The sequence below is a fragment of the Spirillospora sp. NPDC048823 genome, assembly GCF_043198445.1.
GTDB lineage: Bacteria > Actinomycetota > Actinomycetes > Streptosporangiales > Streptosporangiaceae > Spirillospora.
In genome coordinates, this window is sequence record NZ_JBICUT010000010.1 from 109,185 (window position 1) to 132,583 (window position 23,399).

Genomic DNA, 23,399 nt, shown 5'->3' on the forward strand with positions numbered 1-23,399 from the left:
CATGACCATCCTGGTCGGATACGCGACCACGCACGGGTCCACCCGCAGCATCGCCGAGCGGATCGGCGCGGCGCTGGCCGAACGCGGCATCGGCGCCGACGTCCGCCCCATGGACGAGGTGGAGGACGCCGGCGGATACGAGGGATTCGTGCTCGGCAGCGCCGTCCACAACCGCGCGTGGCTTCCCGAGGCACGCGACTTCGTCACACGCCATCACCACGTTCTGGCCGGTCGCCCGGTGTGGCTGTTCAGCGTCGGGATGCCCGCCGCGCTCCGCGGCCCCTGGCGCGGTTACGGGCCCAAGGAGGAGGCCCTGCTGGCGGACGAGCTCCATGCGAGGGTCGGCGCCCGCCAACACCGGCTCTTCTCGGGCGTCTTCCTGCGCGAGCACATGTCCTTCGCCGGACACCTGGCCTGCAAGGCCCTGGGAGTGCGCTACGGCGACTACCGGAACTGGCCGGAGATCGAGGACTGGGCGTCGGCCGTCGCCGGCGAACTCGCGTCCGGTGGGCCGGCATCCGCGGCGAAGCCGGCCGTCTGAGTCATCGCGCCGCTCCGGCGCGGCGAACCCGACGAGGAGTCGATGGTCCGGGCAACCGGGCCACCGGCCCCGACGCGCTCATGCCTTTCAGAATCCGGCCGGGTTCGGCACGACGGCGACCGTGCACGGGGCGTGCGTCAGCAGCGCATCGCTCGTCGCCCCCAGGGTCAGCCTCTCGACCACGCCGGTACCGCGGGCTCCCACCACCATCAAGGTGGCGTCCTGCGCGGCCTCGAACAGCGCCTCCCGCGGCGACTTCAGCACCAGCGACGTCGTGGCCTGGACGTGTGGGTACTTCACCAGCCACGGCGCGACCGCCCGCTCCAGCACGGCCCCGCACACATGGCGCAGCCTGTCCTCGTCACCGAACAGGGAAAGGTCCCCGCCGGGAGCCGCTCCAGGCTCCCAGCAGCCGTACACCGCCCGCAGCCGCCAGCCGCGCAGCGCCGCCTCCTCGAAGGCGAAGGCCAGCGCCGCGTCGGAGCCCGCCGAACCGTCCACGCCCACCGCGACGAGACCGTCCCGCGTGGCGGCCGACCGGACGACCACGACCGGACGATCCGCCCGGGCCGGCACCCGGAGCGCCGCCGACCCCACGGGCAGCTCGTCGGGGGCATGGGAGCCGACCACGATCATGTCGGCGTCCCGTCCCAGGTGCACCAGCGCGGCGTAGACGCTGCCCTTCTCCAGCCGCTTGCGCACCCGCAGACCGGGGGCCAGGTCGCCGGCGAGCGCCACACCCTGATCGAGCAGGTGACCGCCCATCCTGCGGACGATGGCCACGCCCTCGTGGTCGATGTGGCTGATGGGGAACGGCCACCGCCAGACATGGCAGACCGTCAGCGGCAGCCGCCGCAGCCGGGCCTCCTGGGCCGCCCACCGCAGAGCCCGTTCACTCTCGCTTGTTCCGTCGTAACCGACGACCACGTCCACGTCGCTCATGACGTCCTCCTGTCCTGCTCTGCCGGCCCTACGGTCACGGGCGCCCACCGGCCGATGGGCGCCCTTCCGCGGTCGCGGTCGGTCACTTGAGAACGGGGAGCCGCTTGACCAGGCGGGTCTCGCCCCACCAGCGGCCCAGGCCCAGGGTGTCACCGGCGCTGACCAGGGCCAGCCCGACGATGACGATCGCGTAGATCAGGTGGTCGTCCATGAACGGGTTGTTCGCCGGGGGCAGGACCGCCGTCCACATCATCACCAGCAGCGCCGTGCCGGCCACCGCGGCCAGCCGCATCCCGATGCCCAGGATGAGCGCGGCGCCGATGCCGGCCAGGCCCAGCATGAACAGCCAGTCCGCCCACACCGCCCCCGCGATGTCGTTGTAGAACCCCGCGAACGGGCCCTCAGGGCTGTTGGCCAGGAACCCCTCGGTGGGACTGCCGCCGTCGACCCACGCCTTGGCGGCGGGGGTCTCGTGGCCCAGACCGAACATCTTGTCCAGGAACGCCCACGCGAACACCCAGCCCAGCGCCAGCCGCGCAGCCGCCCACACATACCGCGCCGCAGGCGACTCGGTCAGCGGCCTGGGCCGCACCACCCGGACGAAAGTGTCCCGCCCGATGTGGGTCTTGTGCTCGGAGAGTGCCATCGCCTCTCACCTTCCATCGCATCGTTGATCGCTTCACCTACGACTCAACTACGCCGCCCACCTGCGCAGTAGGTCCGCTCGGCACACGATCAACGGGACCAAGGTCCCCACGTCCGGCGAGATGACGACCTCAAAAGGGCCACGAGCCTTGCCACTCCCCTGGCTTTCGAGCCTCGCCGCCCGCCGGCACGGCGTTCAGGGGCTTGGGTCCGCCGACCTGCGGGACCTTCGACCCTGGAGGCGCGCGGACGGAGTTCGCAGGCTGAGGGTGACAGGAGGTGTGGCCATGAACATCGGATACGCCCTGGTGGTCGCCGCTCCCGGCGACGGCTGGGGACACATGGGCAACGGCGGCTGGTCCGGCTGGATGTGGCTGTGGGCGGCCGCGATGGTACTCACCTGGGTCCTCGTGATCGGCATGGCGGCGTGGCTGGTCGCCGGGGCCACGGAGCGAAATCGCCGGCAGGCGGCACGTCCCGCGGAAACCGGTCTCGACCATGCCCGCGCGACCCTCGCCGAGCGGTACGCGCGCGGCGAGATCGAGACCGAGGAGTACGACGAGCGCCTGGCCAAACTTCGATGACAACGGATCCTCGCCCTACCGCAGAACCGCCGCCGAGGTCGTGCGCGACCTCGGCGGCGACACGTCGCACGGATTGACACCCGCGTTGGGACGTTGGTCCCTGGCGACGCGGTGGACGACGGCAGAGCCTGGTGTCACCAGCAAGGCCCACGGGGAGGAACCGCCATGCGCGTCATTGCCGTCCGGGAGCGCGCGTCCGCTCAGCTCACGACTTCGGTCAAGAACGAGGGGACCGGTCTGACACGTGTGGCGGCCGCCGGGGAGCTCGACATCGCGACCGCCGCCGATTTCGGGATCGAACTGGCCCGCGTGATCGACGAACGCGGACCGGACGTCCTGATCGACGCGTCCGCCCTGACCTTCTGCGACGCGCGAGGATTGGCCGCGATCGTCGCCGCCGACACTCTGGCGCGGCGCCGTGGCGGTGCCGTGACACTGACCGGTGCCCGTCCGCAGATCGCGAGGCTCCTGCGCCTCACCGGGCTCGACAAGAGGTTCATGCGCCCCGCGCGGCCACCGTTCCCGGCTGGGAGAACGCGGTCGGCTTTCGCCCGGTGAGCGGCGAACCCACACGCTTAGAAGTCCGGGTCCCGGCCACGCAGCCGCTCGTCACGGCCCGTTGACCTGACCGTGGGAACGAGTGCGGCGCCGGCTCCAGCGGCGGAGTTCGTCGGTGCCCCAGACGATGACCGGAAATGCGGCGATGATGGCCAGGACGTCCCAGGGCAGGGCGGCCGTGCCGAACAGGTTCTGCAGAGGCGGCAGGTAGATCAGGGCGGCGGCGAAGAGGAGTTCGAAGGCGATGCCGGCGAGCAGGAGGGGGTTGCTGGTCAGGCCGACTTGGCGGAGGGAGGCGTGGTCGGTGCGGGCGGCCATCGCGGTGCCGATCTGGCAGGTGACCAGCCCGGCGAAGGTGGCGGTGGTCGCGGTCAGGTAAGCCTGGTGCAGCGCGGAGCCGCTCCCGGTGGGGTCGCCCGGGTGCCAGCCGGCGCGCCACAGAACGTAGAAGAACACCGACAGGGACAGGACGGCGGACACCAGCCCGAGGTAGCCCCAGGCTCGGATCAGCATGTCGCGGGAGATGACCCCCTGGGAGGACGGGCGTGGCGGGCGCTTCATGGCGCCGGGTTCGGCGGGTTCGCGGCCGAGCGCGAGGGCGGGGAGGGTCTCGGTGCCGAGGTCGATCGCGAGGATCTGCAGCACGGTGAGCGGCAGCGGGATGAGGCCGCCGCTGAGCGCGAACACCAGGAACGGGACGATCTCCGGGACGGCGTGGGCGAAGATGTACAGGATGAACTTGCGGACGTTGTCGTAGACGCGGCGCCCCGACTCGATCGCGGTGACGATCGTGGCGAAGTTGTCGTCGGTCAGCACCATCGTGGACGCCTCGCGGGCCACGTCGGTGCCCGAACGTCCCATCGCCACGCCGATGTGGGCTTGATGCAGGGCGGGCGCGTCGTTGGCGCCGTCCCCGGTCATCGCCACCACCTGACCGTGGGCCCGCAGCGCGTCGGCGACCTTGAGCTTGGTCTCCGGGGACGAGCGGGCGAAGACGATCTCAGCGTCGCCGGTCAGCAGCTCGTCCAGTTCGTGGTCGTGAATGCGCTCCGATTCGGCGACCACGTGCATGCGGGGAACACCGATGCCCACCTCCGCTGCGACGGCGGCGGCCGTGGCACCGTTGTCCCCGGTCACGATGTGAATGCGCAATCCTGCGTCGTGGCAGCGGCGGACCGCGTCGGCGACCTGCGGACGCGGCGGGTCGTACAGGCCGACCAGCCCGACAAGGCGGAGCCCGGCCTCGGCGTCCTCCCGGCGCCTCGGCACGTCGGCGCCGGAGGGCAGGTCGCGGATGGCGACGGCGAGAACCCGCAGCCCCCGGTGCGCGAGTGCGGCGACGACGGCCAGGACGGCGTCGTGGTCACCGCCGGACGTGCGGGCCAGCACGGCCTCGGGTGCGCCTTTGACGTAGACGGAGAGGCGGTCATCGTGCTGGGCGACGACGGACATCAGCCGCAGCCGCGCGTCGAACCGGAAGATCGCGCGGCGCCGGTCGTCCCGGGCCGCCAGCCGCACCGCGACGTCCGGCCCGGCCCCCTCGACCAGCGCGATCTCCGTGGGGTCGCCCTGCAGCCCGCCGTCCTCGCCATGGGACACGGTCGTGCATTCGGTCATCGCCCGCGCGAGCTCGGCGGGCGGTGCCGCATCGGAGACGGCCCCGGACCGCGGGGTCCAGTGGGCCTGGAGGCGCATCCGGTTCTGGGTCAGCGTGCCGGTCTTGTCGGTGCAGATGACGTTGGTGGAGCCGAGCGTTTCGACGGCGCTGAGCCGTTTGACCACCGCGCCTTGGCGGGCCAGGACGCGTACGCCGGCCGCCAGGGCGAGCGTGATGGTGGGCAGGAGGCCTTCGGGGACGTTGGCGACCAGCAGCCCGATCGCGAACATCAACGCGTCCCGCAGCGGCAGCCCGACGAGCGCGCCGATCAGCAGGAACACCGCGCCCATGCCGACAGCGACCGCAGCGATCAGCCAGGCGACCTTCTTGACCTGGACCTCCAGCGGGCTGTCGCCGCGTGGCGCGCGCTGGCTGAGCGCGGCGATGCGGCCGAGTTCGGTGTGCCCGCCGGTCGCGAACACGATCGCCCGCGCCTCGCCGCCGGTACACGTCGTCCCGGAGAACACCAGGTTCGGTTCGCGCAGAAGCGGAGCGTCCTGCTCCGCCGGGGCCGCCGTCCGCTCGATCGGGGCCGACTCACCGGTCAGCATCGACAGGTCGATCTCCACCGCCCCGTCCGTCAGCCGAGCGTCCGCGGGAACCTTGTCGCCCTCGGCCAGCACGATGAGGTCGCCCGGGACGAGCCCGGCGGCCTCCACCGCCTGCTCACGTCCGTCCCGGATGACGTGAGCCCGCTCGGGCAGATAGGCCGCCAGCGCCTCCACCGCCCGCTCCGCCTGATGCTCCTGTAGCAGCGCGAACACGGCGTTGACCAGGATGACGGCGAGGATCGCCCATCCCAGCACAGGCACTCCGGCGACGAACGCCAGCGCACCCGCACCCCACAGCAGCAGTGCCAGCGGATGCGCGAGCTGGGCGGTCAGCAGGCGCGCGAGCGAACGTCTCTCGCGCCGCCGGACCTGGTTCGGCCCGTAGACGGCAAGCCGCCGGGCCGCCTCACGTCCCGACAGGCCCTGGTCGCCGGTGCCCAGTTCCTTGCGGAGCAGCGGGAGCGGCTCCCGCGGATCGGCGCCCGTCTCGGCCGCGCCGGTCGCGGTGCGGGTGTGATGCCGTCTGGTCGACATGGCTCAGCGGAGGCGGCGCGGGCAGGGGTCCCAGCCGCTTCCGGGAGGCGTGTCCCGATGCTCCGCCGGGAATCGTGTGGAGTCGACCATATCGATGACCTCCAGCCGTGAGTGTCCAGCACCTACAGCCTGCCGAGGCGACATCGAGGCGGCACGGTGTCGAAAGTCCCCTTTGCAGGTTCTTTGGCCCTCACCACCGTCTTCCCGACGTGGAGGGGGTGCGGGCCTCAGCGCGTATCACCGTCCGTGCTCTGCTCGGCCGCCCCCCCAGGACGGCGGCTCGGCCGGCCTCCAGGCGGGCGATCGGCACCCGGAACGGCGAGCAGGAGACGTAGTCCAGTCCCACCCGGTGGAAGTACCGCACCGATGCCGGGTCTCCGGCGTGCTCACCGCAGACGCCCAGTTCGAGGCCGGGCCGCCGGGCCCGGCCCTCCGCCGCGGCGATCTCGATCAGGCGGCCGACGCCGTCGCGGTCCAGGGTCTCGAAGGGCGAGGTGCCGAAGACGCCCTTGTCCAGGTAGACGGTGAAGAACCCGCCTTCGACGTCGTCCCGGGAGAAGCCCCAGGTGGTCTGGGTGAGGTCGTTGGTGCCGAAGGAGAAGAACTGCGCCGCCCGTGGGTGTGGCGTCCTGGACGCCGCGGGATCGCGGCACGCTCGCTCAGGCGACGGTGACGGTGCCGTCGAGGTAGACGTCCTGGATCGCGTTGATCAGCGCGACTCCCTCGTCCCTGGGCCGCTGGAAGGACTTGCGCCCGACGATCAGGCCCCTGCCGCGTAACGCTCATGGACCACCGCGACCGGGCTCGGCGCCTCATGCAGCACCGACCTGGTCACCGCGCCGAGCAGGGTTCTGGGTGACGACCCGATCCCACGGTCGCCGACCACGAGCAACATCGCGTCCCGGGCGTTGTCGGCCAGGACGCGCTGCGCGCGTTCCCTGACGAACCTGCGCTCCACCGCGACATCGGGATAGTCGGCCAGGCACGGGGTGACAGCGGCGGCGAACCGCGCCTTGGCCTGCTCCTTGATCGCCTCTGGGTCGGTGAACGGCAGCCGGTCGGGGCTGGGGAGCGCGGCGGGATCCCACCACGCGCACACCATCGTGACCGTGGCGCCCCGGAGCCTGGCCTCCTGCAGGGCGAACCGCAGCGCGGCCTCGCTCGCCGGAGAACCATCGATGCCCACGACTATCCGCTTCGGTCCGTGCGCCGGCTCATGGGCGGGGACGACGACCACGGGACGGTCGGCGTGCGCCGGGACATGCACGGCCGTGGAGCCGAGCGGCAGCTTGTCGAAACCGCCCGCCCCCCGCGCGCCGATCACGATCAGCGCCACGTCCGCCGAGGCGTCCAGCAGCGCACCGGGTGGTCTGCCCTTCGCCAGCAGCGGCCGGACGTCCAAGCCGGGGACCGCCTCCCGCGCGAGCCGGACGCCGTCGTCCAGCGCCAGAGCCGCCATGCTGCGAACGATCTTCAGCGCATCCTCGTCCTGCGGGCTCAGCGGATAAGGCCAGGTCCAGGCGTGACAGATGTGCAAGGGCACGCCGCGCAGGGCCGCCTCGGCGGCCGCCCAGCGCAGTGCCCTTTCGGCGGCCGGTGAAGCGTCGAAACCCACCAGGACAGGTCGTCGGTCCATCGAGGTCACCTCCTGACTTCCGAGCCTCACCGATCGCGGCCGCGGTATTCAGAGGCGTGGGTCCGCCGATCCGGTGGACCTTCGGCCCTGGGAGCCCGCTCCGGCACGGCGGGACGACGCCGGGCGCCTGACCCGGCCGGCTCGGATGGACTTTGGTCCCGGCCGGGTGTGACTCATGGCCGTGGGAGCCGCTCTCCCCCGGAGGCAGCATGAACGTGGGCACCCCGCCGGCGATGAAGGGGAACCGATGGCTCCCCGCCGGCGGATACCTCCGGCCCAAGCCGAGGGAGGCATCATGAGCGCACTGGAGCGGCGCGAGACACGCGGCATCTTCCCGGAACTGTTCGACTGGATCGAGTCCCCGTTCACCATGTTCCGCGCCGGGGTCGGCCAGACCATGCGGGTCGAGAACTACCTCGACGACGACGCCCACGTCATCCGCGCGGAGCTGCCGGGGATCGACCCCGACAAGGACGTGGAGATCACCGTCACCGGAGGCGTCCTGCGCATCCACGCCGAACGCCACGAGGAGAAGAGGGAGGCCCACCGGTCGGAGTTCCACTACGGCTCCTTCACCCGGTCCTTCACCCTCCCGTCCGACACCGACATCGACGACATTAAGGCGTCCTACGACAAGGGCATCCTCACCGTCCGCGTGCCGATGCCCAAGGCCACCAAGGCCGAGGCCAAGCGGATCACCGTCGAGAAGTAACCGCACCAGAAAAAAGGGCACCGAATCGAGCAATCGATCCGGTGCCCTTTGTTGTGTCCGCGCCAGAAGAAGGGTCACGAAGAAGGGTCACGAGATCACGAGGAGGGAGGCCCGGCGGGCCGGGCCTCCTTCGCGCTTCTGCGGTCACCGCTCCTGCGCGGGCGTGACGGGGACGACCGCGACAGGGCAGTGCGCATGGTGGATGAGTGCGTGCGTCACCGCGTGGCTGCGCGGCACCGGCGACCTCTCAAGGGGATGTGAGCCCGCGATCACCAGGTCGGCGTCGCGTGACGCGGCGACGAGGGCGGCGGCGGGGTTGTCCTGGACGATGTCCTCCACGACGTCCACGCCGGGGAAGCGTTTGCGCATCGGCGCGTGCGCCTCGATGACGCGCCACCGGGCCCGCTCCTGGATGCGCCGCAGGTCGGTTCCCGCTCCGGGGCCGTCCAGCGCCTCCGGGAACGGCCAGGCGTGCACGACCCGAAGCCTGGCGTTCCGCACCGACGCGGCCCGGAACGCGTACTCCAGGGTCGCGGAATCGTCCTCCAGGCCGGCGCCCACGGCGATCTCGGCCCGCTCGGCCGCCGGCTCGCCGCGTACCAGCACCACCGGGCGAGCGGCGTTCCGGACGACCCCGAGCCCGACCGACCCCAGCAGGAGCCCGGCGAAACCGCCGAGGCCGCGATGCCCCACCACCAGCTCGAACGCCCTCCCGGAGTGTTCGGCCAGGGCCCGGACGGTGCGCCCGGACACCAACTCGGTACTCACCGGCACCTCGGGACGGCGGGCGTGCGCGATCCGCTCGGCGCCCGCCAGCACCTCACCTCCCGCCCGGGACACCGAGCCGACCTCCCCGGGCGCGGTGTTCAGCGGGACGTCGAACGGCCATCTCTCCACCGCGTGCACGATCATCAGGTCGCGCCCGTATCGAGCCGCCTCATCGGCCGCCCACGCCACGGCGCGTTCCGACGGCGCCGAGCCATCGGCACCGACAACGATCGGATCGGACATGGTCAACTCCTCTCGGTCCTTCAACTGCCGGGCACGACGACCACGGGGCAACGCGCGTGGTGCAGCACTGTGTGGTTGACCCGGCCCAGCGCCATGCCGGCCAGCGGACCGCGCCGCCGGCGGGCACCGACCACGACCAGCGCCGAGTTCTCGGACGCCTCCACCAGCGCCTGGGCCGCGGTCCGGTCCGAGACCAGCCGGTCGACCTGGACGTCGGGATACCGCTCCTGATATCCGGCCAGGGCCTCCGACAACTCCAGGTCCTCGATCACGCGGCGGCGCGGGGAGAACTCCCCGCCCACCGCGTGCAGCGCGAGGACCCTGGAGCCCCGCGAGGCGGCCTCGGCGAACGCCCACTCGATGAAGGCCCGCTCGTCGTCCTGGCCCTCGATCCCGACCACGATCTGCGCCGGCGCGTCGGTCGGGTACGGCGCCGAATGCGACACCACCAGCACCGGGCAGCGGGCATGCGCGGCGGTGTACAGGCCGACGGAGCCGAACAGCAGCCCCTCGAATCCGCCCTGGCCACGCGAACCCACCGTCACCAGGTCCGCGCGTTCGCTCTCCTCCACCAGCGCCCGGCCCGGATCGGCCGGCACCAGCCGCGTCTGGACATCGAGGCCCGGCTGGATCTTCAACGCGTACTGGCGGGCCTCGACGAGCAGGTCCTCGCGTTCGGCGACCAGCCGGTGCAGCGCATCCTGCGGAATCGTCCCCTCGTCCACCAGGGCACGGGAACCGTGCACCAGCAACACCGGGAGACTGTGCCGGCCGGCACGGTCGGCCGCCCAGTCCAGCGCCCGCCAGGCATGCGCGGAACCGTCAATTCCCACCACGATCGGACCCGACATCGGTCGCCCCTCCCTGGGCCGTCCATCAGTTCACTCCCGACGCTACGGCGCGGCCCCGCGTCCGTCCGCGGCCAAAGGTCCCGCCCTCCGAGGACGACGGTCACCGTCCCGCCCGCCCGGCGGACGGACCCGTGTACGCCGGCGGAGGCCGCAGCCCCGCGGGGGGCTGCGGCCTCACGGCTCCTTCACCGGTTCGGCTCGCACACGGGGCCTAACGTCCCCGCCCGGTCACCGCGGTGCCCTCCGGCTCCGGCTCCGGCTCCGAAACCGGCTCCGGCACCGGCTCCGCGCCGCCCATGTCCAGCCGGAACGGCGGATACCGGTCGGTCATCAGGAAGACGTAACCGGCCACCCGCAGCACCCAGCGGTTCATGCCCATCACGAAAGCGAAGATGCCGCGCAGGTAACGCGTGGTGAACAGCAGCGCGACGGCGGCGACGAGCACCAGCAGACCGACCAGCCCGGGCGCGTTCCAGCCCCGGTCGTCTCCGCTGATGCCGCCGCCCATGAACAGCGACACCACCAGAAGGTGCGGGATCGCCAGCAGCCACCACTTCACCAGCACCAGCCCCCGCGACAACTCCTCGGGGTAGTCGATGTCCAGGCGAGCGGGATGGCCGGGGACGTCCTTGAGCGTGAACGGCGGGTACTGGTCGGTCGCCAGCGCGGCGTACCCGTAGAAGGCCACCCGCCACGCCCAGCGCAGCACCCCGAGGTTGAACTCGAAGATCGGCCGGGGGTAGCGGCCCGTGACCAGGATCGCGAAGAACGCGACCACGGTGAGCACCGCGAACGCGATCCCGAGGAAGAACAGCGCGATGTAATGCGGGATCAGCAGCAGCCATTTCACCAGCCACAGCCACCGCGACAGGGGCTCGTCCAGCCGGCCGTCCACCCGGACCGGCATCTGCCGACCGTCCATGTCAGCCTCCCAGCGATCGATCGCCCCGGCGGCCCGAGTGGCGGCGGGGCATCACCTCCACCCACCGTCACCGTCACGGACCGCCGGGGTGTAGAGGGATACGTCCGCACCCCCCGGGACCTACGTCCCGCCACTTCGCAGGAAGGGACGTTGGTCCCCGGCCCGGCCGGACCAACGGGGATGGAGACAGGTCCCGGCGGCGGAGACATTGGAGTCGGAGGACATCCGTCCAGCAGAACCGGAACGGCGGACACGCGATGAGAGCGGACCATGACACCAGACCCTGGAACGAGCCCGGCCTGCTCGTCGGCTACGACGACTCCGACGACGCCCGTTTCGCGCTCGGCTGGGCGCTCGCCGAGGCCCGGCTGCGGCACTGCCCCGTCACCGTCTGCCACGTGTGGAGCCCCCCATGGGACGCGGGCATCGACGAGCTGACCGCCGACCTGTTCCACAGCCGGGCGAACCGCATGCTCCGGGACGCCGTCGCCGTGGCCCGCCGCCGGCACCACGGAGTCCCGGTGCGCACTCTGCTCATCCGGGGATTCCCGGTGACCGAGCTGAGACACGCGAGCGCACAGGCGGACCTGCTCGTCGCCGGCTCACGCGGGCTCGGCACGATCGGGCACCTGCTGGGCTCGGTGAGCGCCGGTGTCGCCGCGCACGCGCTGTCCCCGGTCGTGATCGCACGACCTCCCCTCGCACACCGGCCGGCGAGACCCATCGTGGCCGGGTTCGACGGTTCCGATCTGGCGCACGAGGCGCTCAGGGTCGCCTACCTGGAGGCCGAACTGCACGGCGCCCCGCTCATCGTCCTACGCGCCCTCGCACCGGACGCCGGCCCGGACGACGCGCAAGCATCCCGGCTCGACCGGGAGACCGGCCGGCTCGGCGCCGCTCACCCTTCGGTCCGGTGCCGGGTGGAGACGAGTTTCGACAAACCCCGCGGCGCACTGCTGAACGCCGCCCAGGACGCCGGCATTCTGGTCGTCGGGTCGCGCGGCGCAGGCGGTGTCCGCGGCCTGGTGCTGGGCTCCGTCAGCCAGTACCTCGTCCGCCACGCGCCCTGCACAACGATCATCGCCCACCGCACCGGCGCGCACTAGCGGCGCGGCTCGGCTCTCTTCCCCGCATCCCACACCCGTTGATGTACGACTCCACCTACGGCAGGCTCGGCCGGTCGGTGGAGCACGACGAAGCGGCAGCAGCGATTCAACGGCGACGTCGACAAGCTCACCGCCGACTCCGACACGGCTGTGGTCCGGGTTCGCCGCCATCGCCGCGGATAGTGAGCGGAGCGGCAGGCCGCCCGCTTGCGGACGATTCAAGGGATGCGCGTATACCTGAACGGAGCGATGTGCCAGGATGCGCGGCATGAGCTTTGCTGACCGGTATCTGGCCGAGGACGAGTCCCTGGTCCATGCCACGCGCCAGCACTGGACCGAGCTGATCGGCGAGTTCGTGATCCTCTGCCTGGTCTGGATCGTCGCCGGCGCGCTGCTGTGGGTCGTCCCGTCCGGTGAGGATTGGGGACGGATCGCCGACTACGTGGTCCTGGGCGTCGCCGCGATCCTGTCGCTGTGGTTCTGGCTGATCCCGCTGCTGCGGTGGCGCGGCACCATCTACATCGTCACCACAAGGCGCATCTACAAGCGCAGCGGGTTCTTGACCAAGACCGGGCACAGCATCCCCCTGATCCGCGTCAACGACGTGTCGTTCCGGGTGACGTTGTGGGAGCGGATCTGGCGGTACGGGACGCTTGACATCCAGTCCGCCTCCGAGCACGGCATGCTCCGGCTCAAGCGCGTCCCCGACCCCGAGGGCCTGAAGTCCAAGATCTACCGGGCCGTGGACGAAGAGCAGCGCCGCCATCAGACGGGCTCGGGCGCCGCCGACCATGGATGACCACGTCCGACAGGAGTCCGACGCCGCTGCGTGGTCCGCAGGTCGGCCATCCAGCCGGGGGCGGTCCTGCCGATGACCAGCAACCCGGCGGCGGTCAGCGGCGCCGCGGAGACCCCCGCCAAGCCCGGGACCGGCCTTGCCGTCTCCGAACAGCCGGCCGAGCACCGTGCCCAAGGCCACGCGCCGCCACCACGCGGAAACCGATGGCGGCCGGTAGCGCCGGATCGGTGACCGAGGACGGCCATCGGAACAAGAGGTCGTGCGCGGCCACTGCGCGTCCAAGACGCATGAACAAGTCACGGACCCAGGCCGTCGGCTGCATGTTCGCTGCCGTCTTCTTCGGCTTCATCGCACTGGGCTTCCTCATCGCCGAGATCGACCGCATGCGTGCAGGCGAGGAGACATCCGCGCAGGTCGTCAAGGTATATGAGGGCTACAAAAGCGGCTACCTGGTGGTGAGGTTCACCACCGCCGACGGCCAGAGCGTTCAGGTCAGGATCGACCAGAACGATTGGGGGAAGCTGCCGGAACCGGGGGACAGGGTCAAGGTCCGGTACGTCCCAGGCGACCACGACAACGCTGCGAAAGCCGACCGGAACGTCGTCGATCGATTCTGGAAGCCGGTCATGCTCGGCACGTTCGCACTCGGGTTCACCTATCTCAGTGTCTGCCGCCTGACCGGCCACACCAACAAGGTGATCCGTTTCCTGCTCCCATAGGGGCCCGGTCCAACTTTTGCGCGCGTCAAACGACACACCTCCGCACGCTGGGCGGGTCATTGCAATGGTCGCGGAAGATACAGCGGGCATTCTTCGCCGCGGGGTTAGCGGAAGGGGGCAGGTCAGGCGGGACCCAGGGTCGGCGATACCGCGACGGCGGTGGTGTCAGGAAGAGCGCCATCGGGTTCTTGACCGAAGCCGGTCAAGGCGCGCGGGCGGTCCAGGGCCGGCTCAGCGCGGCGCGGGCGGTTGCACGATCTCGCCGGCCGCCCGGCTCCGAGGGGCCGGAGTTCCCCGCCGGTGGAGTCATATGGAAAGGGCAGGGCACGTAACGGAACGTGACCGAGTGGGAGCATGGGTGCGTCGAGGCCACCGGCCTCGCCGGTGACGGCTCGGGCGGTCCGGACGCATGACGGTCTTCCGGAGCGACGGCTACGTCCGGCTGCGCGACTACGCGGTGATCGGGGACGGGCGGAGCGCCGCGCTGGTCTCCGCCGACGGGTCGGTGGAATGGCTGGGAACGCCGGATCTGGACTCCCCGGCGGTGTTCGCCGCCGTCCTGGACCCGGCCCGGGGCGGCTGCTTCCTGCTGGAGCCGGCGGAGCCCTTCACGGTCGCGCGCCGGTACCTGCCGGGCACGAACGTAGTACCGACCCATCAGGCAGCATACCGAAGCCGAGGGAAGCGCCGTTCCCACAGGGCTCGAACCGGACGCGCAGGAAGAATCTCGTCCCAGTGCTCCACCAGCAGCCGACCGTTGATCAGGCGCCGCTGATGCTCCGCACCGCCCTCCTCCAACACGATCTTGTAAACGGCCGACCGATCGTAGTCGTCATCGAGGTCGAACTCGGTTCGCCCACCCCAAGCCAGTTCCAGCGGAAGCACCACGACGCCATGCTCCGGCCCTTGCAGCTCACTCAGTGACCCGGCCACCTCGTACGGCCTGGTCTCGGTGTAACTGAACGGCGCTCCACTGTGCCCCTCCATACACACCAGTGTGCCCTCTCGACCACACGGAGGACCTTCTTCGTGGGAGGTGCGGGCCCAGGAGCAGACCAGCCACGGCCGAAGCGCAAGTGAGGCCGGTCTGCGGCCAACGGTCTTGCCAACCGGTGACAAGGCGATGGCCAGGACGGCATCCTGAAACTACTTTTTGTCAGACTGACAAAAAGCTAGGGTCAGCACATGGCCGAGGACCGCTGGACTCCACCCGAAGTCATGCTCGCCGTCGATCTGGTGATCTTGACGCTGCGTGAGTCTCTCCTTCATGTGCTGCTGATCGAACGCGGCATCGAGCCCTATAAGGGCGCTTTGGCGCTTCCCGGCGGCTTCCTGCAGCACGCCGAGGAGGACATCACCGCCGCTGCCCACCGCGAGCTGGCGGAGGAGGCCGACATGGACGTCGAGACGCTGCACCTTGAACACCTGGGCGTCTACGGTGCCCCTGGCCGGGACCCGCGCGGACGTGTGGTGTCGGTCGCCTTTCTGGCGATCGCACCGCGGCTCCCGGAACCGGCTGCCGGAACGGACGCCGCCGGGGCCCGGTGGCAGCGAGCGGATCAGGTGCTGTCCGGCGACCTGGAGCTCGCCTTCGACCACCGGCGGATCGTCGAGGACGGCGTCGAGAACGCCCGCGTGAAGCTCGAGCACTCCGCGCTCGCCACGGCGTTCTGCGGCCCGACGTTCACGATCACCGACCTCCAGCGCGTCTACGAGGCGGTATGGGGGATCTCTCTCGACCCCCGCAATTTCTATCGCAAGGTCCAGAAGACCAGCGGATTCATCGTCGCGGCCGGCCCGGAACGCAAGGGCACGACCGGGCGGCCCGCCCGGCTGTTCAGGGCGGGTCCGCAGAAGGCCCTGAATCCGCCGATGGTCCGGCCGGCCGAACCGTCGATCATGAAGGGATCGGGACAATGAGCGGCAATCCGATCGTCGTTCTCACGGCGCTGGACGTGGAGTACGAGTCCGTCCGCGCGAAGCTGGACAGGCCGCGCCTGTATCGCCACCCGCAGGGCACCCGATTCGAGGTCGGCCGACTGGCGCACGGCCGGGCGCGCATCGCACTGGGCCTCGTCGGGAAGGGCAACCAGTCCGCAGCGGTACTGGCCGAACGCGCCATCAACGAGTTCTCCCCGGCGGCGCTGCTGTTCGCAGGGGTCGCCGGGGCCCTGCACTCCGACATCGCCCTCGGGGACGTGGTGGTGGCCACCCACATTTACGCCTTCCACGGGGGGACGAGCGAGGACGACGGGTTCAAGAGCCGCCCCCGTGTCTGGGAGGTGTCGCACGGCGCCGACCAGATCGCCCGGCATGTGGCTCGCAACCGCGCGTGGGCGGACGGTCTCGATGACCAGGAGCCCACGGTGCACTTCGGGCCGATCGCAGCCGGCGAAGTCGTACTGAACTCGACGACTTCGCCGCACGCGCACTGGATCCGGCACAACTACAACGACGCACGCGCCATAGAGATGGAAGGCGCCGGCGTGGCCCAGGCCGCGCACCTAAACAGGTCCCTGCCGGTGGTCGTGATCCGAGGCGTCAGCGACCACGCCGACGGCACCAAGGAGACCACCGACCGCGAGCACTGGCAGGCACGGGCGGTGGCGAACGCTGCGGCGTTCACCACCGCACTGGCCGAAACCTTGTCCGCCGAGGAACCGCAACCGCGCGAACCAGCCGATACGAAAGGGACACCGATGATGAGCGACACCATCCGCAACGTCGCCAAGGACAACGCACGGGTGGTCGTGCAGGCGGGGCACGTGCACGGAGGCATCCGGGTGTCCGGTGAGCACGGAACCCCCACCGATCCCGCCGCGGCGATCACCGAACTCGCCGTCCGGCTTCGGCAGGCGCGGACGGCGGGACACTTGGATGAGGACACCTACCGCGCGGCCGAGGCGGAACTCGCCGCCGCCCGCGAGACGCTGCAGACGACCGATCCGCAGGACGTCGGTGCGGTGACGCTGGCCCTGAAGAAGGTGCGCGGGCTGGTCGGAGACGTGGCCGCCCTTTCCGCGGAAGTGGCGAGCGTCATCGCCCTGGTCCAAGGCCTGTCATGACCGCGCAGGACACCACCGCTGCACCGAATGGCACCACGACGAACTACGCCGGAGATTCCGCCTACGTCGGGGTTCAGGCGGGAGTCGTGCACGGCGACGTATACGTCTACGAGACCCCCGCAGGCGCATCGCCTGCGGAGATGCTCGAAATCGGCGTCCGGCTGCTCGCCGGCGGAATACCGGGTAAAGCACGTGAGCTCATCGGCCGAGCCGTGGACGGCGGTCTCACCGGCAGCCGGGTCTGCTTCCACTGGCAGCTCGCCCTCGTCAGCGGCCGGACACGGCACGAGATGCCGCAGGAGCACCTCACAATGCTGCATCGGGCACCGGGAACCTGCAACGCCACCGGTGACGACGCATGGGCGGACGGAGTGCGGACCCTATGCCGGCTGCTGGAGTCCGCGCAGCAACCCGACGAGGACCTACGTCCCCTGCTCAAGGACCTCGACGGGCTTGCCGACCCGCAGCGCTCCATGATCCTTCGGCACCTGCAGCTGTTCCTGGACGGGCCACTCGAGAACCAGATGTGGCGCCGCGCCCTGGACAGCGCCCAGCAGAAACAGACGGCGAACGGCAGAGCCGACCGTGTCTGGAAGTTCTTCGAACCGAAACCAGCCCGGCCGCGGGTCCGTGAGCCGCGACCACCGGACCTCCCAACCGGCACCTGGGTTCAAGCCTTGGTGTCGACCGCTGTTCTGACCGCGGCGGCGATCCACATCGCTTACCTTCTGGTGCGAGAACTTCAGGCGGTCGCTCTGCTTGCGTACCTGCTGAGCGTCGGTGGCGGCTACTGCGCCGCACGGGGCGGCGTGGAGTGGCGCTTCCGCATCGAGCGGCGCCGGGCGAAGGATGCGCAATACGCGCCGTGGGCACGTACGCGAAGCGCCCCCTCCGGCGGCTTCGCCGACAAGGTGGGTCGGCGCTTGGACCACTACTTCGCCAGGTACGTTCCACGTGACACCGGCAGGTCCGTGTGGCTGGCCGAGACGGCGGGGATCCGCAGGTGCCTGCGCGAAGAAATCGTGGAGGTCTACCGGGAGCAGCGGATCGGCGTCGAAAGGATCTCCTGGCTGATCCGGTACCGGGTCAGCGACGTCAGGACACGGTGGGAGAACGGCACCCTGTGGAATTACCGGCAGGAACTCGCCACTCCCCCGGTGTCCATGCTGCTGACGGTCCTCGGTGTCGCCCTCCTCGTCCCCGGGGTCACGTGGACGCTGAAGGTCGCGGTACAGATCGACCCGCTGAGCGCGGTCCGCACGGCCGCCTTCGCACTGCCAGCCGGATTGATCGCCGCCCACGCCTGGCTGCGCATCGTCCTGGAACACAGACGATATGCGGCCGACCTCGCCGAGAAGGCACGGACGCTGAAGGACTGCGAAGCGGCCTTCGAGCGCTGGAAGGCGAAGCTGGCCGACAAACCCGACGACCGCCAGATGGCAGCCTGGCTGGACTGCGACCGGAGGATGCTCCTGGACGAGGCACTACGCCACTACCGGTTGACGATGAGCGGCCTGATCTCCCACGCGTTCATCGAGACGCGCGCCTTCCCCGGCAGAAGCGCACGCGTACGCAAAGGCCCCTGGCGCTACGAGCGCTACAAGCTGCTCCTCTTCCTCCTCACCACGGACGGAGTACGGCAACTCAACGCCGAACTCGACTTTGCGAAGGGCACCTTCCACGAGCGGCACCGCACCAACTACCGCTACGAGGCGGTCGCCGCCGTACGGGTACGCCAGACCGACGACGATGAACACGACTTCAGGCTCACCCTCGTCAACGGTGAGGAGATCCACGTCGAGGCAATGGCCCCGGAAGCAGAGAAACTCCAGGACGAGCCGAGTGGCGTCGTGTCAGAAGTGACGCAGGACGCCGCCAACCTCCGCCACACCCTGACCGTCATGGAAGGAATCGCCGCGGAAGGCAAACGCTGGATCCTGCGTGAACGCCAGCGACTGGGCGACTGGGCAGAGCCCGGTCCTCACCCGGCGCAGTCCAAGCGGTGGTGAAAAGGGTGGCGAGGGCGGGCGGCCACCACGGTGGCGACAGTGGGCTACGGGCATCTGCACCCCAGTCACGCCGGGCGGCCAGGCGGTCGCGCGGGCGCGGTGTTCACGGCCGCGACCGCTCTGCTGGGCGTGGTGACCGCGACGTCGGCATCCTTGTTCGTAGGCAAGTCCAACGAGGCCCAGGAAAGTGCCGCGGCCACGCACAAGCAGGTCGCCGACCTCAGAGAGGAGGTGCGCTCCCGCGAGCCGAATTGGCCACCGGAGAGCGCTCGGCCGAAGTTCAGGCGTCGTAGAGGTTCCATACGGGAATGCGTCGAGCAGTGACGTTCTCGGCAGGGTCGAGTAAATCGCGACGCCGCAGCATGAGGCGAAGATGCCGGGCAGCGTCGGTGCCTTTTGGTGGACTGGAATCCAGGATGACAGGGACCTCCTCGCCGGATGTCCGGATCATCGCATCGGCCGGGTGACCGTTGACCACGGCACCGAGTTCCACTTCGGAGCCTGGGTTCCGGCTCGAAAGGAATCTGAAGAGCCGCGCCTGAAGATCTTCCGAGTGCGGCTGGCTCTCGGCTGTGAACGCGCCGGAGGCCGCGGCTCGCAGGTCCGCCGCCAAGCCGCGCTGCCGTTCCCAGAGTTGCCCGTCGCCGACCACGATCAAGTGCGACCGGGCCCGGGTGATCGCGACGTTCCACAGGTTGAGCTGCCGCTGGATCCAGCGGATCGTTCCCGGACGCATGCCGTCTCCGGCCACCAGCGAGAAGATCATGACGTCACGTTCCCCGCCCTGGAACGTGTGCACCGTGCCGACACGAACGCGCCCGTCAGCGGTTCCCAGGCGCCGTTGCACCATCTCGGCCTGGGCCTTGAACGGCGTGACGACCCCGACGGTGGCGTCGGCGGGCAGCTTCTCCAGTAGGTAGCGGACCGAGGCGAGAACCTTGTCGATCTCTGCCGGATTAATCCAAGATCGGCCGGAGGCTTGCGCCTCCCCCTGAACATCTGACCAGAGCATCGCGGGGCGTCCGGGCAGGGTGGGGCGACCGCGGACGTCGGTCAGGACGTTCAGGTCACCTTCATAGAAGCGTTCGTTGACGAATGCGGCGATCTGAGGGTGACACCGGAAGTGCTCGTCGAGGAGGAGAGCGCCTCCAGAAGCCCCGTCGGCGGCGTGGAAGGCGGAGTGGCGCCGGAAGCCGAGGCGGTATTTCTCCAGCCACTCGGGGCGCAGGCCGTGCTCGCGCCGGAGAGCGGCGTCGCGTTCGGCGTTGAGCCGCGATACGTGCGCCAGCTGCATGACGTCGCCGATCACCAGTGCCCGGCGGGCGCGGAACAGGAGCGGCAGGACGTGCGGGATCGCGCACTGGCTCGCCTCGTCGATGATCACGAGGTCGAAGAGTGCGGGTTCGGGCGGGAAGCGCCGTGCGGACAGGCTGGTCACCGCCCAGCCGCGTACGGCCGCGAGCGCGTTCTTCAGCACGCCCCAGTCGCTGCCCGCGGTGCTTTGGGCCCGTATCAGTTCGGTGATGAGATGGCGGTGCCGCCTGGCGGTCGAACGCACCGTACTTTCCAGCAGCGCGGTCGCGGTCTCCCCGACCTCGCGTTCAGCGGTGGCGAGCCGTGTGGCGAGCGCGTCATCGTCCGGACCGTCCATAGCCTGGGGCAGCACGGCCTGCCAGGCGGCGTCGGCATGCTCGAACCGGGCGAGCGCACGGCACGTGCCGGCCGTTCCAGAGGAGTTGACCCCAACACCCAGACGGCGGAGCAGCCGCTTGCGGCGCCATTCGCCGAGCACCTTGGCCCCGGCGGCACGTTCAGCCCTGCGTGCCACGGTGTCCGGTGCGCCGTGGTCTCGAAGGAGTCCGAGAAGTTCGGCCACGGATGATCGGAGTTCAGCGGCATGCTCATCGCGGGCCTCCCCGGCCTCGCAGAGGGCCCGCTCCAGCGACGCGACCCGGTCGAGTTCCAGCCGGGCCGCACGCAGTCGATCGCGGGCGGCGTCGAGCCGGGCCTGGGCGGTCTGTGGGTTGGACGCGGGTGCCTGCACCGTTCTCAAGGCTTCGAGTGCGGCGGCCTCTGCTTCCCGGTAACGACGCGAACCCGTACGGACGATACTGCCCGGCACCAGCCGCTCACAGCGCCCGCACACCTCGTCCACCGCCTGGTTGTTGGTGGAGGCGACCAGGACATTCTCCCCGGCGGCTACGGCGGTGGCGACAAGGTTGGCGACGAGTTGACTCTTTCCCGTGCCGGGCGGGCCGGTCGCGACGGTGAGGCGCTGGGACATCGCCGAGCGCAGGATCTGCGACTGCGGCTCATTGGCCGGCAGAGGGGTGACCAGACGCACGTCCTGCGGTCGACGATCTGGTGCGGGCCGGGCCCGCTCCGCCGGTTCCGGAGAGAGCGCCGCAAGCGCCGTGACCCTGATCTCCCCGGATCTCCGCTCGATGTGCTCAAGGTCCTTGAGGAGCTTGGCCGTGGCGCCGAGATTCTGGGGAACGGCGTAGAGCACGGCGGTGTTGCGCGCCCCGTCCACCGGAGTGTCGACTTCGATCCGGTCGGTGAGCCGGTCGGGCACGATCTCCTGGACGGCGGGCAACGCGTATTCCTCGCGCAGCAGATGGGCGATGTCGACCACCATCCGGTCGTGCTGCCCTGCATGCCACGTCGGCTGGTAGGTCGCCACGAGGTCGGCGGCCTCCTCGCCGAGCCGTTCGGCGGCCAGCCCCGGGTGCGGCACTACAGGACCGCACGGCCGCAGCCGTATCTCCCCGTCCACGTGGACGGGCTCGACCGCGCGCACGAGCAGCGGCGTGAAACCGGCGCTCCTGCCGTTCCGTTCCCCCTGCGTCACCACCGCCGGATAGCCCGCCCACAGTTCGTTTTCCTGCTCGATGGCCTGCTGGACGAGCTTCGCCGCATGTGGGGGCATAGCGATGCAGTGGTCGTCGTCGAGGTCTCCGGAGAGGAGACGTTCGGTGCCAGGCAGGCAGACGTACACTTCTCCGTGGTCATCGACGGACATGGCTTCAGGGACGCTCTCGTCCGCCATGACGCAGTCTCGGTAGTAAGCCAGCAGGCCGGCCCAGGTGGGTTGTGCCGCGGCCTTGTGGCGCACCGGGTGCCCGGCCTCGATACCCGACAATGGTGTCGCCGTTTCCGCAAGAGGCCCGCGGGACAGCGGTACCAGCTGCGGTGCCGGCCCTTGCGGGCAATTGGCGATGATGATGCGGTCATCGACGCCGAGGGACGATGCCACGGGGATCTGATTCGGCCCGTCGGCCCTCATCCGCCGGTTGACGTGGTGAAAGAGGTCCACGATCGAGACCTCTCCGCTGCCGTCCTTCCCGGCCCTTCCCGTGCGTAGCGCCTCGACGATCTGCCCGGTGAAAATCGAGGGGATGGCGTCATCGCCGTCCCCTATCGGTGCGTAGGAATCCTGGCCCGCCCTGGACGATGACAGCACGTACACACCACGGCTGGTGAGGAGTGCCTCCTCGCCGGATTTGGCCGCACCGGGCCGCGGCCCGTCACTGGTGCGCAGGCCCACCGCGAAGCCACCGCTGCGACAACAGTCGATCATGACGACCTTCTGCGGGGCGACGCACAGTTCAAGCAACTCGTTGACGAATCCCGCGCTCACCGCCGTCTCGGCGATGTGACTGACATCGGTGTCCTTGGCGATGAAATGGAACTCACCGGACGACTGGGCGAGCCGCATGCCGTGTCCGGAGACGTACAGCAGCGCAAGTTCGTCGTCGCCGCAGTCGTCAAGGAACTCGGCGATCTCGTGGCGCATGTCGTCGGCGGTGAGATCGGCGACTGATCGCACCGGCTGGAACGCTCCGATGCTGCGGTGCTCAAGAACCTGCTGAAGTTGCCAGAGGTCGGCACGAACGGACGGAAGCGGAGCGAACCTCCCGTCGTCGTACGTCCCATTACCGATCAGCAGCGCTCTGCGGCGCTTCCATCGGCTCATTGCGCACGGTCCCCACCGTCAACCCTGTCGAGAAATTCGCCGACGAGCCGTTCCTGCGCTTGATCTGGACGGCCAGTAATGGTGATAGAGTCATCACCGTAAGAGATCTCGATCTTCCGATGACGCTCCCGCGAACTCCATTCTCGGATCAACGTGACCAGCACTTTCGTCGTCTGCGCACTTGACGCGGCGACCGTCGCCCATAGCACCAGTTCACCTGTGAGCCCGCCTTTGCTGCCGGGGAGACCCGAAGAAGGCCGATCGGCGTATCCGACATCGATTCCGTCGACTTCCAGCAGATCACTGTACAGCTCACGGGTAAGCCGTTCCTGTTGGAGCACGTCATCGCCCGCCAGTACCTTCAGGCGCCACTCCTGCTGATCCATCCAGTGCGCTCCCCTGTGCTGCTCAAACCCATCCGATCAAGGCCACCCTTCCGCAACAGCTTCTTTACATATGCGCACTTCACAACATTGACAGTGGCCACATTCGGTCAGCGCTCACTGGATGGGCAACAGGCGCAGATACGCGTCCATGACCGGTCTGTCAGCTCCCCGAATCCCGCATCGGCGATCAGATTG

Annotated in this window: 21 protein-coding genes and 1 pseudogene; 11 read left to right on the plus strand and 11 right to left on the minus strand. The window is 69.8% G+C overall.

Features of this window, described 5'->3' with window-relative positions; genetic code table 11:
• Position 1: 1 nt before the first annotated feature.
• Positions 2-541: a flavodoxin domain-containing protein gene (locus ACGFK0_RS23105; protein WP_392907896.1), complete on the plus strand. Its 540-nt coding sequence runs from the start codon at positions 2-4 to the stop codon at positions 539-541.
• Between the two features lie 87 nt (positions 542-628).
• Here the strand turns inward: ACGFK0_RS23105 and ACGFK0_RS23110 are convergent, their stop codons facing one another.
• Together ACGFK0_RS23110 and ACGFK0_RS23115 are read right to left on the minus strand one after the other, a co-directional pair.
• Complete coding sequence (locus ACGFK0_RS23110) at positions 629-1,483, minus strand: universal stress protein (protein WP_392907898.1); 855 nt, start codon at positions 1,481-1,483, stop codon at positions 629-631.
• Positions 1,484-1,565: 82 nt separating this feature from the next.
• The gene (locus ACGFK0_RS23115; RefSeq protein WP_392907901.1) at positions 1,566-2,129 is read right to left on the minus strand and encodes a hypothetical protein; all 564 of its coding nucleotides are present in this window, start codon (positions 2,127-2,129) and stop codon (positions 1,566-1,568) included.
• Positions 2,130-2,415: 286 nt separating this feature from the next.
• Here ACGFK0_RS23115 and ACGFK0_RS23120 point away from each other — a divergent pair, with 286 nt between their 5' ends.
• Positions 2,416-2,712 carry an SHOCT domain-containing protein gene (locus tag ACGFK0_RS23120; RefSeq protein ID WP_392907903.1) on the plus strand — a complete coding sequence of 99 codons (297 nt, stop codon included), beginning with the start codon at positions 2,416-2,418 and terminating at the stop codon, positions 2,710-2,712.
• A 165-nt stretch (positions 2,713-2,877) separates the two neighbouring features.
• The gene (locus tag ACGFK0_RS23125) at positions 2,878-3,270 is read left to right on the plus strand and encodes an STAS domain-containing protein (protein ID WP_392907905.1); all 393 of its coding nucleotides are present in this window, start codon (positions 2,878-2,880) and stop codon (positions 3,268-3,270) included.
• 51 nt (positions 3,271-3,321) lie between these two features.
• Here ACGFK0_RS23125 and ACGFK0_RS23130 read toward each other — a convergent pair whose 3' ends face one another.
• From ACGFK0_RS23130 to ACGFK0_RS23140, 3 genes and pseudogenes are all read right to left on the minus strand, one after another.
• On the minus strand, positions 3,322-6,012 hold the full coding sequence (locus ACGFK0_RS23130) for a cation-translocating P-type ATPase (protein ID WP_392907908.1): 2,691 nt from the start codon (positions 6,010-6,012) through the stop codon (positions 3,322-3,324).
• A gap of 190 nt (positions 6,013-6,202) precedes the next feature.
• Positions 6,203-6,622 (minus strand): annotated as a pseudogene (locus ACGFK0_RS23135) (putative PEP-binding protein); the annotation flags it as partial.
• A gap of 150 nt (positions 6,623-6,772) precedes the next feature.
• Positions 6,773-7,648 (minus strand): universal stress protein, encoded by an 876-nt coding sequence (locus tag ACGFK0_RS23140; protein ID WP_392907910.1) that lies wholly within the window; start codon positions 7,646-7,648, stop codon positions 6,773-6,775.
• 295 nt (positions 7,649-7,943) lie between these two features.
• Between ACGFK0_RS23140 and ACGFK0_RS23145 the strand changes: the two genes are divergently transcribed.
• Positions 7,944-8,360 carry an Hsp20/alpha crystallin family protein gene (locus tag ACGFK0_RS23145; protein ID WP_392907912.1) on the plus strand — a complete coding sequence of 139 codons (417 nt, stop codon included), beginning with the start codon at positions 7,944-7,946 and terminating at the stop codon, positions 8,358-8,360.
• A gap of 144 nt (positions 8,361-8,504) precedes the next feature.
• On the opposite strand, the gene ACGFK0_RS23150 is transcribed toward ACGFK0_RS23145, so the two are convergent.
• The 3 genes from ACGFK0_RS23150 to ACGFK0_RS23160 form a co-directional block, all read right to left on the minus strand.
• The gene (locus tag ACGFK0_RS23150; RefSeq protein ID WP_392907915.1) at positions 8,505-9,371 is read right to left on the minus strand and encodes a universal stress protein; all 867 of its coding nucleotides are present in this window, start codon (positions 9,369-9,371) and stop codon (positions 8,505-8,507) included.
• Between the two features lie 20 nt (positions 9,372-9,391).
• Positions 9,392-10,222: a universal stress protein gene (locus ACGFK0_RS23155; RefSeq protein WP_392907917.1), complete on the minus strand. Its 831-nt coding sequence runs from the start codon at positions 10,220-10,222 to the stop codon at positions 9,392-9,394.
• Between the two features lie 211 nt (positions 10,223-10,433).
• Positions 10,434-11,144 (minus strand): DUF4389 domain-containing protein, encoded by a 711-nt coding sequence (locus ACGFK0_RS23160; protein ID WP_392907920.1) that lies wholly within the window; start codon positions 11,142-11,144, stop codon positions 10,434-10,436.
• Between the two features lie 257 nt (positions 11,145-11,401).
• On the opposite strand from ACGFK0_RS23160, the gene ACGFK0_RS23165 reads away from it, so the two are divergent.
• The 4 genes from ACGFK0_RS23165 to ACGFK0_RS23180 all read left to right on the plus strand — a co-directional run bounded on the left by ACGFK0_RS23165 (position 11,402) and on the right by ACGFK0_RS23180 (position 14,543).
• On the plus strand, positions 11,402-12,250 hold the full coding sequence (locus ACGFK0_RS23165) for a universal stress protein (protein ID WP_392907922.1): 849 nt from the start codon (positions 11,402-11,404) through the stop codon (positions 12,248-12,250).
• 268 nt (positions 12,251-12,518) lie between these two features.
• Positions 12,519-13,049 (plus strand): PH domain-containing protein, encoded by a 531-nt coding sequence (locus ACGFK0_RS23170; RefSeq protein ID WP_392907925.1) that lies wholly within the window; start codon positions 12,519-12,521, stop codon positions 13,047-13,049.
• Between the two features lie 227 nt (positions 13,050-13,276).
• Positions 13,277-13,768 (plus strand): DUF3592 domain-containing protein, encoded by a 492-nt coding sequence (locus ACGFK0_RS23175; RefSeq protein WP_392907927.1) that lies wholly within the window; start codon positions 13,277-13,279, stop codon positions 13,766-13,768.
• Between the two features lie 409 nt (positions 13,769-14,177).
• Entirely contained in the window at positions 14,178-14,543 is a 366-nt protein-coding gene (locus ACGFK0_RS23180) for a trehalase-like domain-containing protein (RefSeq protein WP_392907930.1), read from the plus strand.
• Here the strand turns inward: ACGFK0_RS23180 and ACGFK0_RS23185 are convergent.
• Entirely contained in the window at positions 14,426-14,755 is a 330-nt protein-coding gene (locus ACGFK0_RS23185; protein ID WP_392908281.1) for a hypothetical protein, read from the minus strand. The genes ACGFK0_RS23180 and ACGFK0_RS23185 overlap by 118 nt on opposite strands.
• A gap of 198 nt (positions 14,756-14,953) precedes the next feature.
• On the opposite strand from ACGFK0_RS23185, the gene ACGFK0_RS23190 reads away from it, so the two are divergent.
• The 3 genes from ACGFK0_RS23190 to ACGFK0_RS23200 are packed head-to-tail and all read left to right on the plus strand — an operon-like array spanning position 14,954 to position 18,842.
• Positions 14,954-15,688: an NUDIX domain-containing protein gene (locus ACGFK0_RS23190; RefSeq protein WP_392907933.1), complete on the plus strand. Its 735-nt coding sequence runs from the start codon at positions 14,954-14,956 to the stop codon at positions 15,686-15,688.
• Complete coding sequence (locus ACGFK0_RS23195; RefSeq protein ID WP_392907935.1) at positions 15,685-16,833, plus strand: 5'-methylthioadenosine/S-adenosylhomocysteine nucleosidase; 1,149 nt, start codon at positions 15,685-15,687, stop codon at positions 16,831-16,833. The genes ACGFK0_RS23190 and ACGFK0_RS23195 overlap by 4 nt, the downstream gene beginning before the upstream one ends.
• On the plus strand, positions 16,830-18,842 hold the full coding sequence (locus ACGFK0_RS23200) for a hypothetical protein (RefSeq protein ID WP_392907937.1): 2,013 nt from the start codon (positions 16,830-16,832) through the stop codon (positions 18,840-18,842). Before ACGFK0_RS23195 ends, ACGFK0_RS23200 begins: the two co-directional genes overlap by 4 nt.
• Positions 18,843-19,122: 280 nt before the next feature.
• Here ACGFK0_RS23200 and ACGFK0_RS23205 read toward each other — a convergent pair whose 3' ends face one another.
• The gene (locus ACGFK0_RS23205; protein WP_392907939.1) at positions 19,123-22,818 is read right to left on the minus strand and encodes an AAA domain-containing protein; all 3,696 of its coding nucleotides are present in this window, start codon (positions 22,816-22,818) and stop codon (positions 19,123-19,125) included.
• Positions 22,815-23,204: a hypothetical protein gene (locus tag ACGFK0_RS23210; RefSeq protein ID WP_392907941.1), complete on the minus strand. Its 390-nt coding sequence runs from the start codon at positions 23,202-23,204 to the stop codon at positions 22,815-22,817. Before ACGFK0_RS23210 ends, ACGFK0_RS23205 begins: the two co-directional genes overlap by 4 nt.
• Positions 23,205-23,399 lie beyond the last annotated feature (195 nt).

Excerpts from the sequence above, each read along its gene's own strand:
- ACGFK0_RS23105 (WP_392907896.1), top strand. The coding sequence starts at position 2 with ATGACCATCCTGGTCGGATACGCGACCACGCACGGGTCCACCCGCAGC.
- ACGFK0_RS23110 (WP_392907898.1), bottom strand. The coding sequence starts at position 1,483 with ATGAGCGACGTGGACGTGGTCGTCGGTTACGACGGAACAAGCGAGAGT.
- ACGFK0_RS23115 (WP_392907901.1), bottom strand. The coding sequence starts at position 2,129 with ATGGCACTCTCCGAGCACAAGACCCACATCGGGCGGGACACTTTCGTC.
- ACGFK0_RS23120 (WP_392907903.1), top strand. The coding sequence starts at position 2,416 with ATGAACATCGGATACGCCCTGGTGGTCGCCGCTCCCGGCGACGGCTGG.
- ACGFK0_RS23125 (WP_392907905.1), top strand. The coding sequence starts at position 2,878 with ATGCGCGTCATTGCCGTCCGGGAGCGCGCGTCCGCTCAGCTCACGACT.
- ACGFK0_RS23130 (WP_392907908.1), bottom strand. The coding sequence starts at position 6,012 with ATGTCGACCAGACGGCATCACACCCGCACCGCGACCGGCGCGGCCGAG.
- ACGFK0_RS23140 (WP_392907910.1), bottom strand. The coding sequence starts at position 7,648 with ATGGACCGACGACCTGTCCTGGTGGGTTTCGACGCTTCACCGGCCGCC.
- ACGFK0_RS23145 (WP_392907912.1), top strand. The coding sequence starts at position 7,944 with ATGAGCGCACTGGAGCGGCGCGAGACACGCGGCATCTTCCCGGAACTG.
- ACGFK0_RS23150 (WP_392907915.1), bottom strand. The coding sequence starts at position 9,371 with ATGTCCGATCCGATCGTTGTCGGTGCCGATGGCTCGGCGCCGTCGGAA.
- ACGFK0_RS23155 (WP_392907917.1), bottom strand. The coding sequence starts at position 10,222 with ATGTCGGGTCCGATCGTGGTGGGAATTGACGGTTCCGCGCATGCCTGG.
- ACGFK0_RS23160 (WP_392907920.1), bottom strand. The coding sequence starts at position 11,144 with ATGGACGGTCGGCAGATGCCGGTCCGGGTGGACGGCCGGCTGGACGAG.
- ACGFK0_RS23165 (WP_392907922.1), top strand. The coding sequence starts at position 11,402 with ATGAGAGCGGACCATGACACCAGACCCTGGAACGAGCCCGGCCTGCTC.
- ACGFK0_RS23170 (WP_392907925.1), top strand. The coding sequence starts at position 12,519 with ATGAGCTTTGCTGACCGGTATCTGGCCGAGGACGAGTCCCTGGTCCAT.
- ACGFK0_RS23180 (WP_392907930.1), top strand. The coding sequence starts at position 14,178 with ATGACGGTCTTCCGGAGCGACGGCTACGTCCGGCTGCGCGACTACGCG.
- ACGFK0_RS23185 (WP_392908281.1), bottom strand. The coding sequence starts at position 14,755 with ATGGAGGGGCACAGTGGAGCGCCGTTCAGTTACACCGAGACCAGGCCG.
- ACGFK0_RS23190 (WP_392907933.1), top strand. The coding sequence starts at position 14,954 with ATGGCCGAGGACCGCTGGACTCCACCCGAAGTCATGCTCGCCGTCGAT.
- ACGFK0_RS23195 (WP_392907935.1), top strand. The coding sequence starts at position 15,685 with ATGAGCGGCAATCCGATCGTCGTTCTCACGGCGCTGGACGTGGAGTAC.
- ACGFK0_RS23200 (WP_392907937.1), top strand. The coding sequence starts at position 16,830 with ATGACCGCGCAGGACACCACCGCTGCACCGAATGGCACCACGACGAAC.
- ACGFK0_RS23205 (WP_392907939.1), bottom strand. The coding sequence starts at position 22,818 with ATGAGCCGATGGAAGCGCCGCAGAGCGCTGCTGATCGGTAATGGGACG.
- ACGFK0_RS23210 (WP_392907941.1), bottom strand. The coding sequence starts at position 23,204 with ATGGATCAGCAGGAGTGGCGCCTGAAGGTACTGGCGGGCGATGACGTG.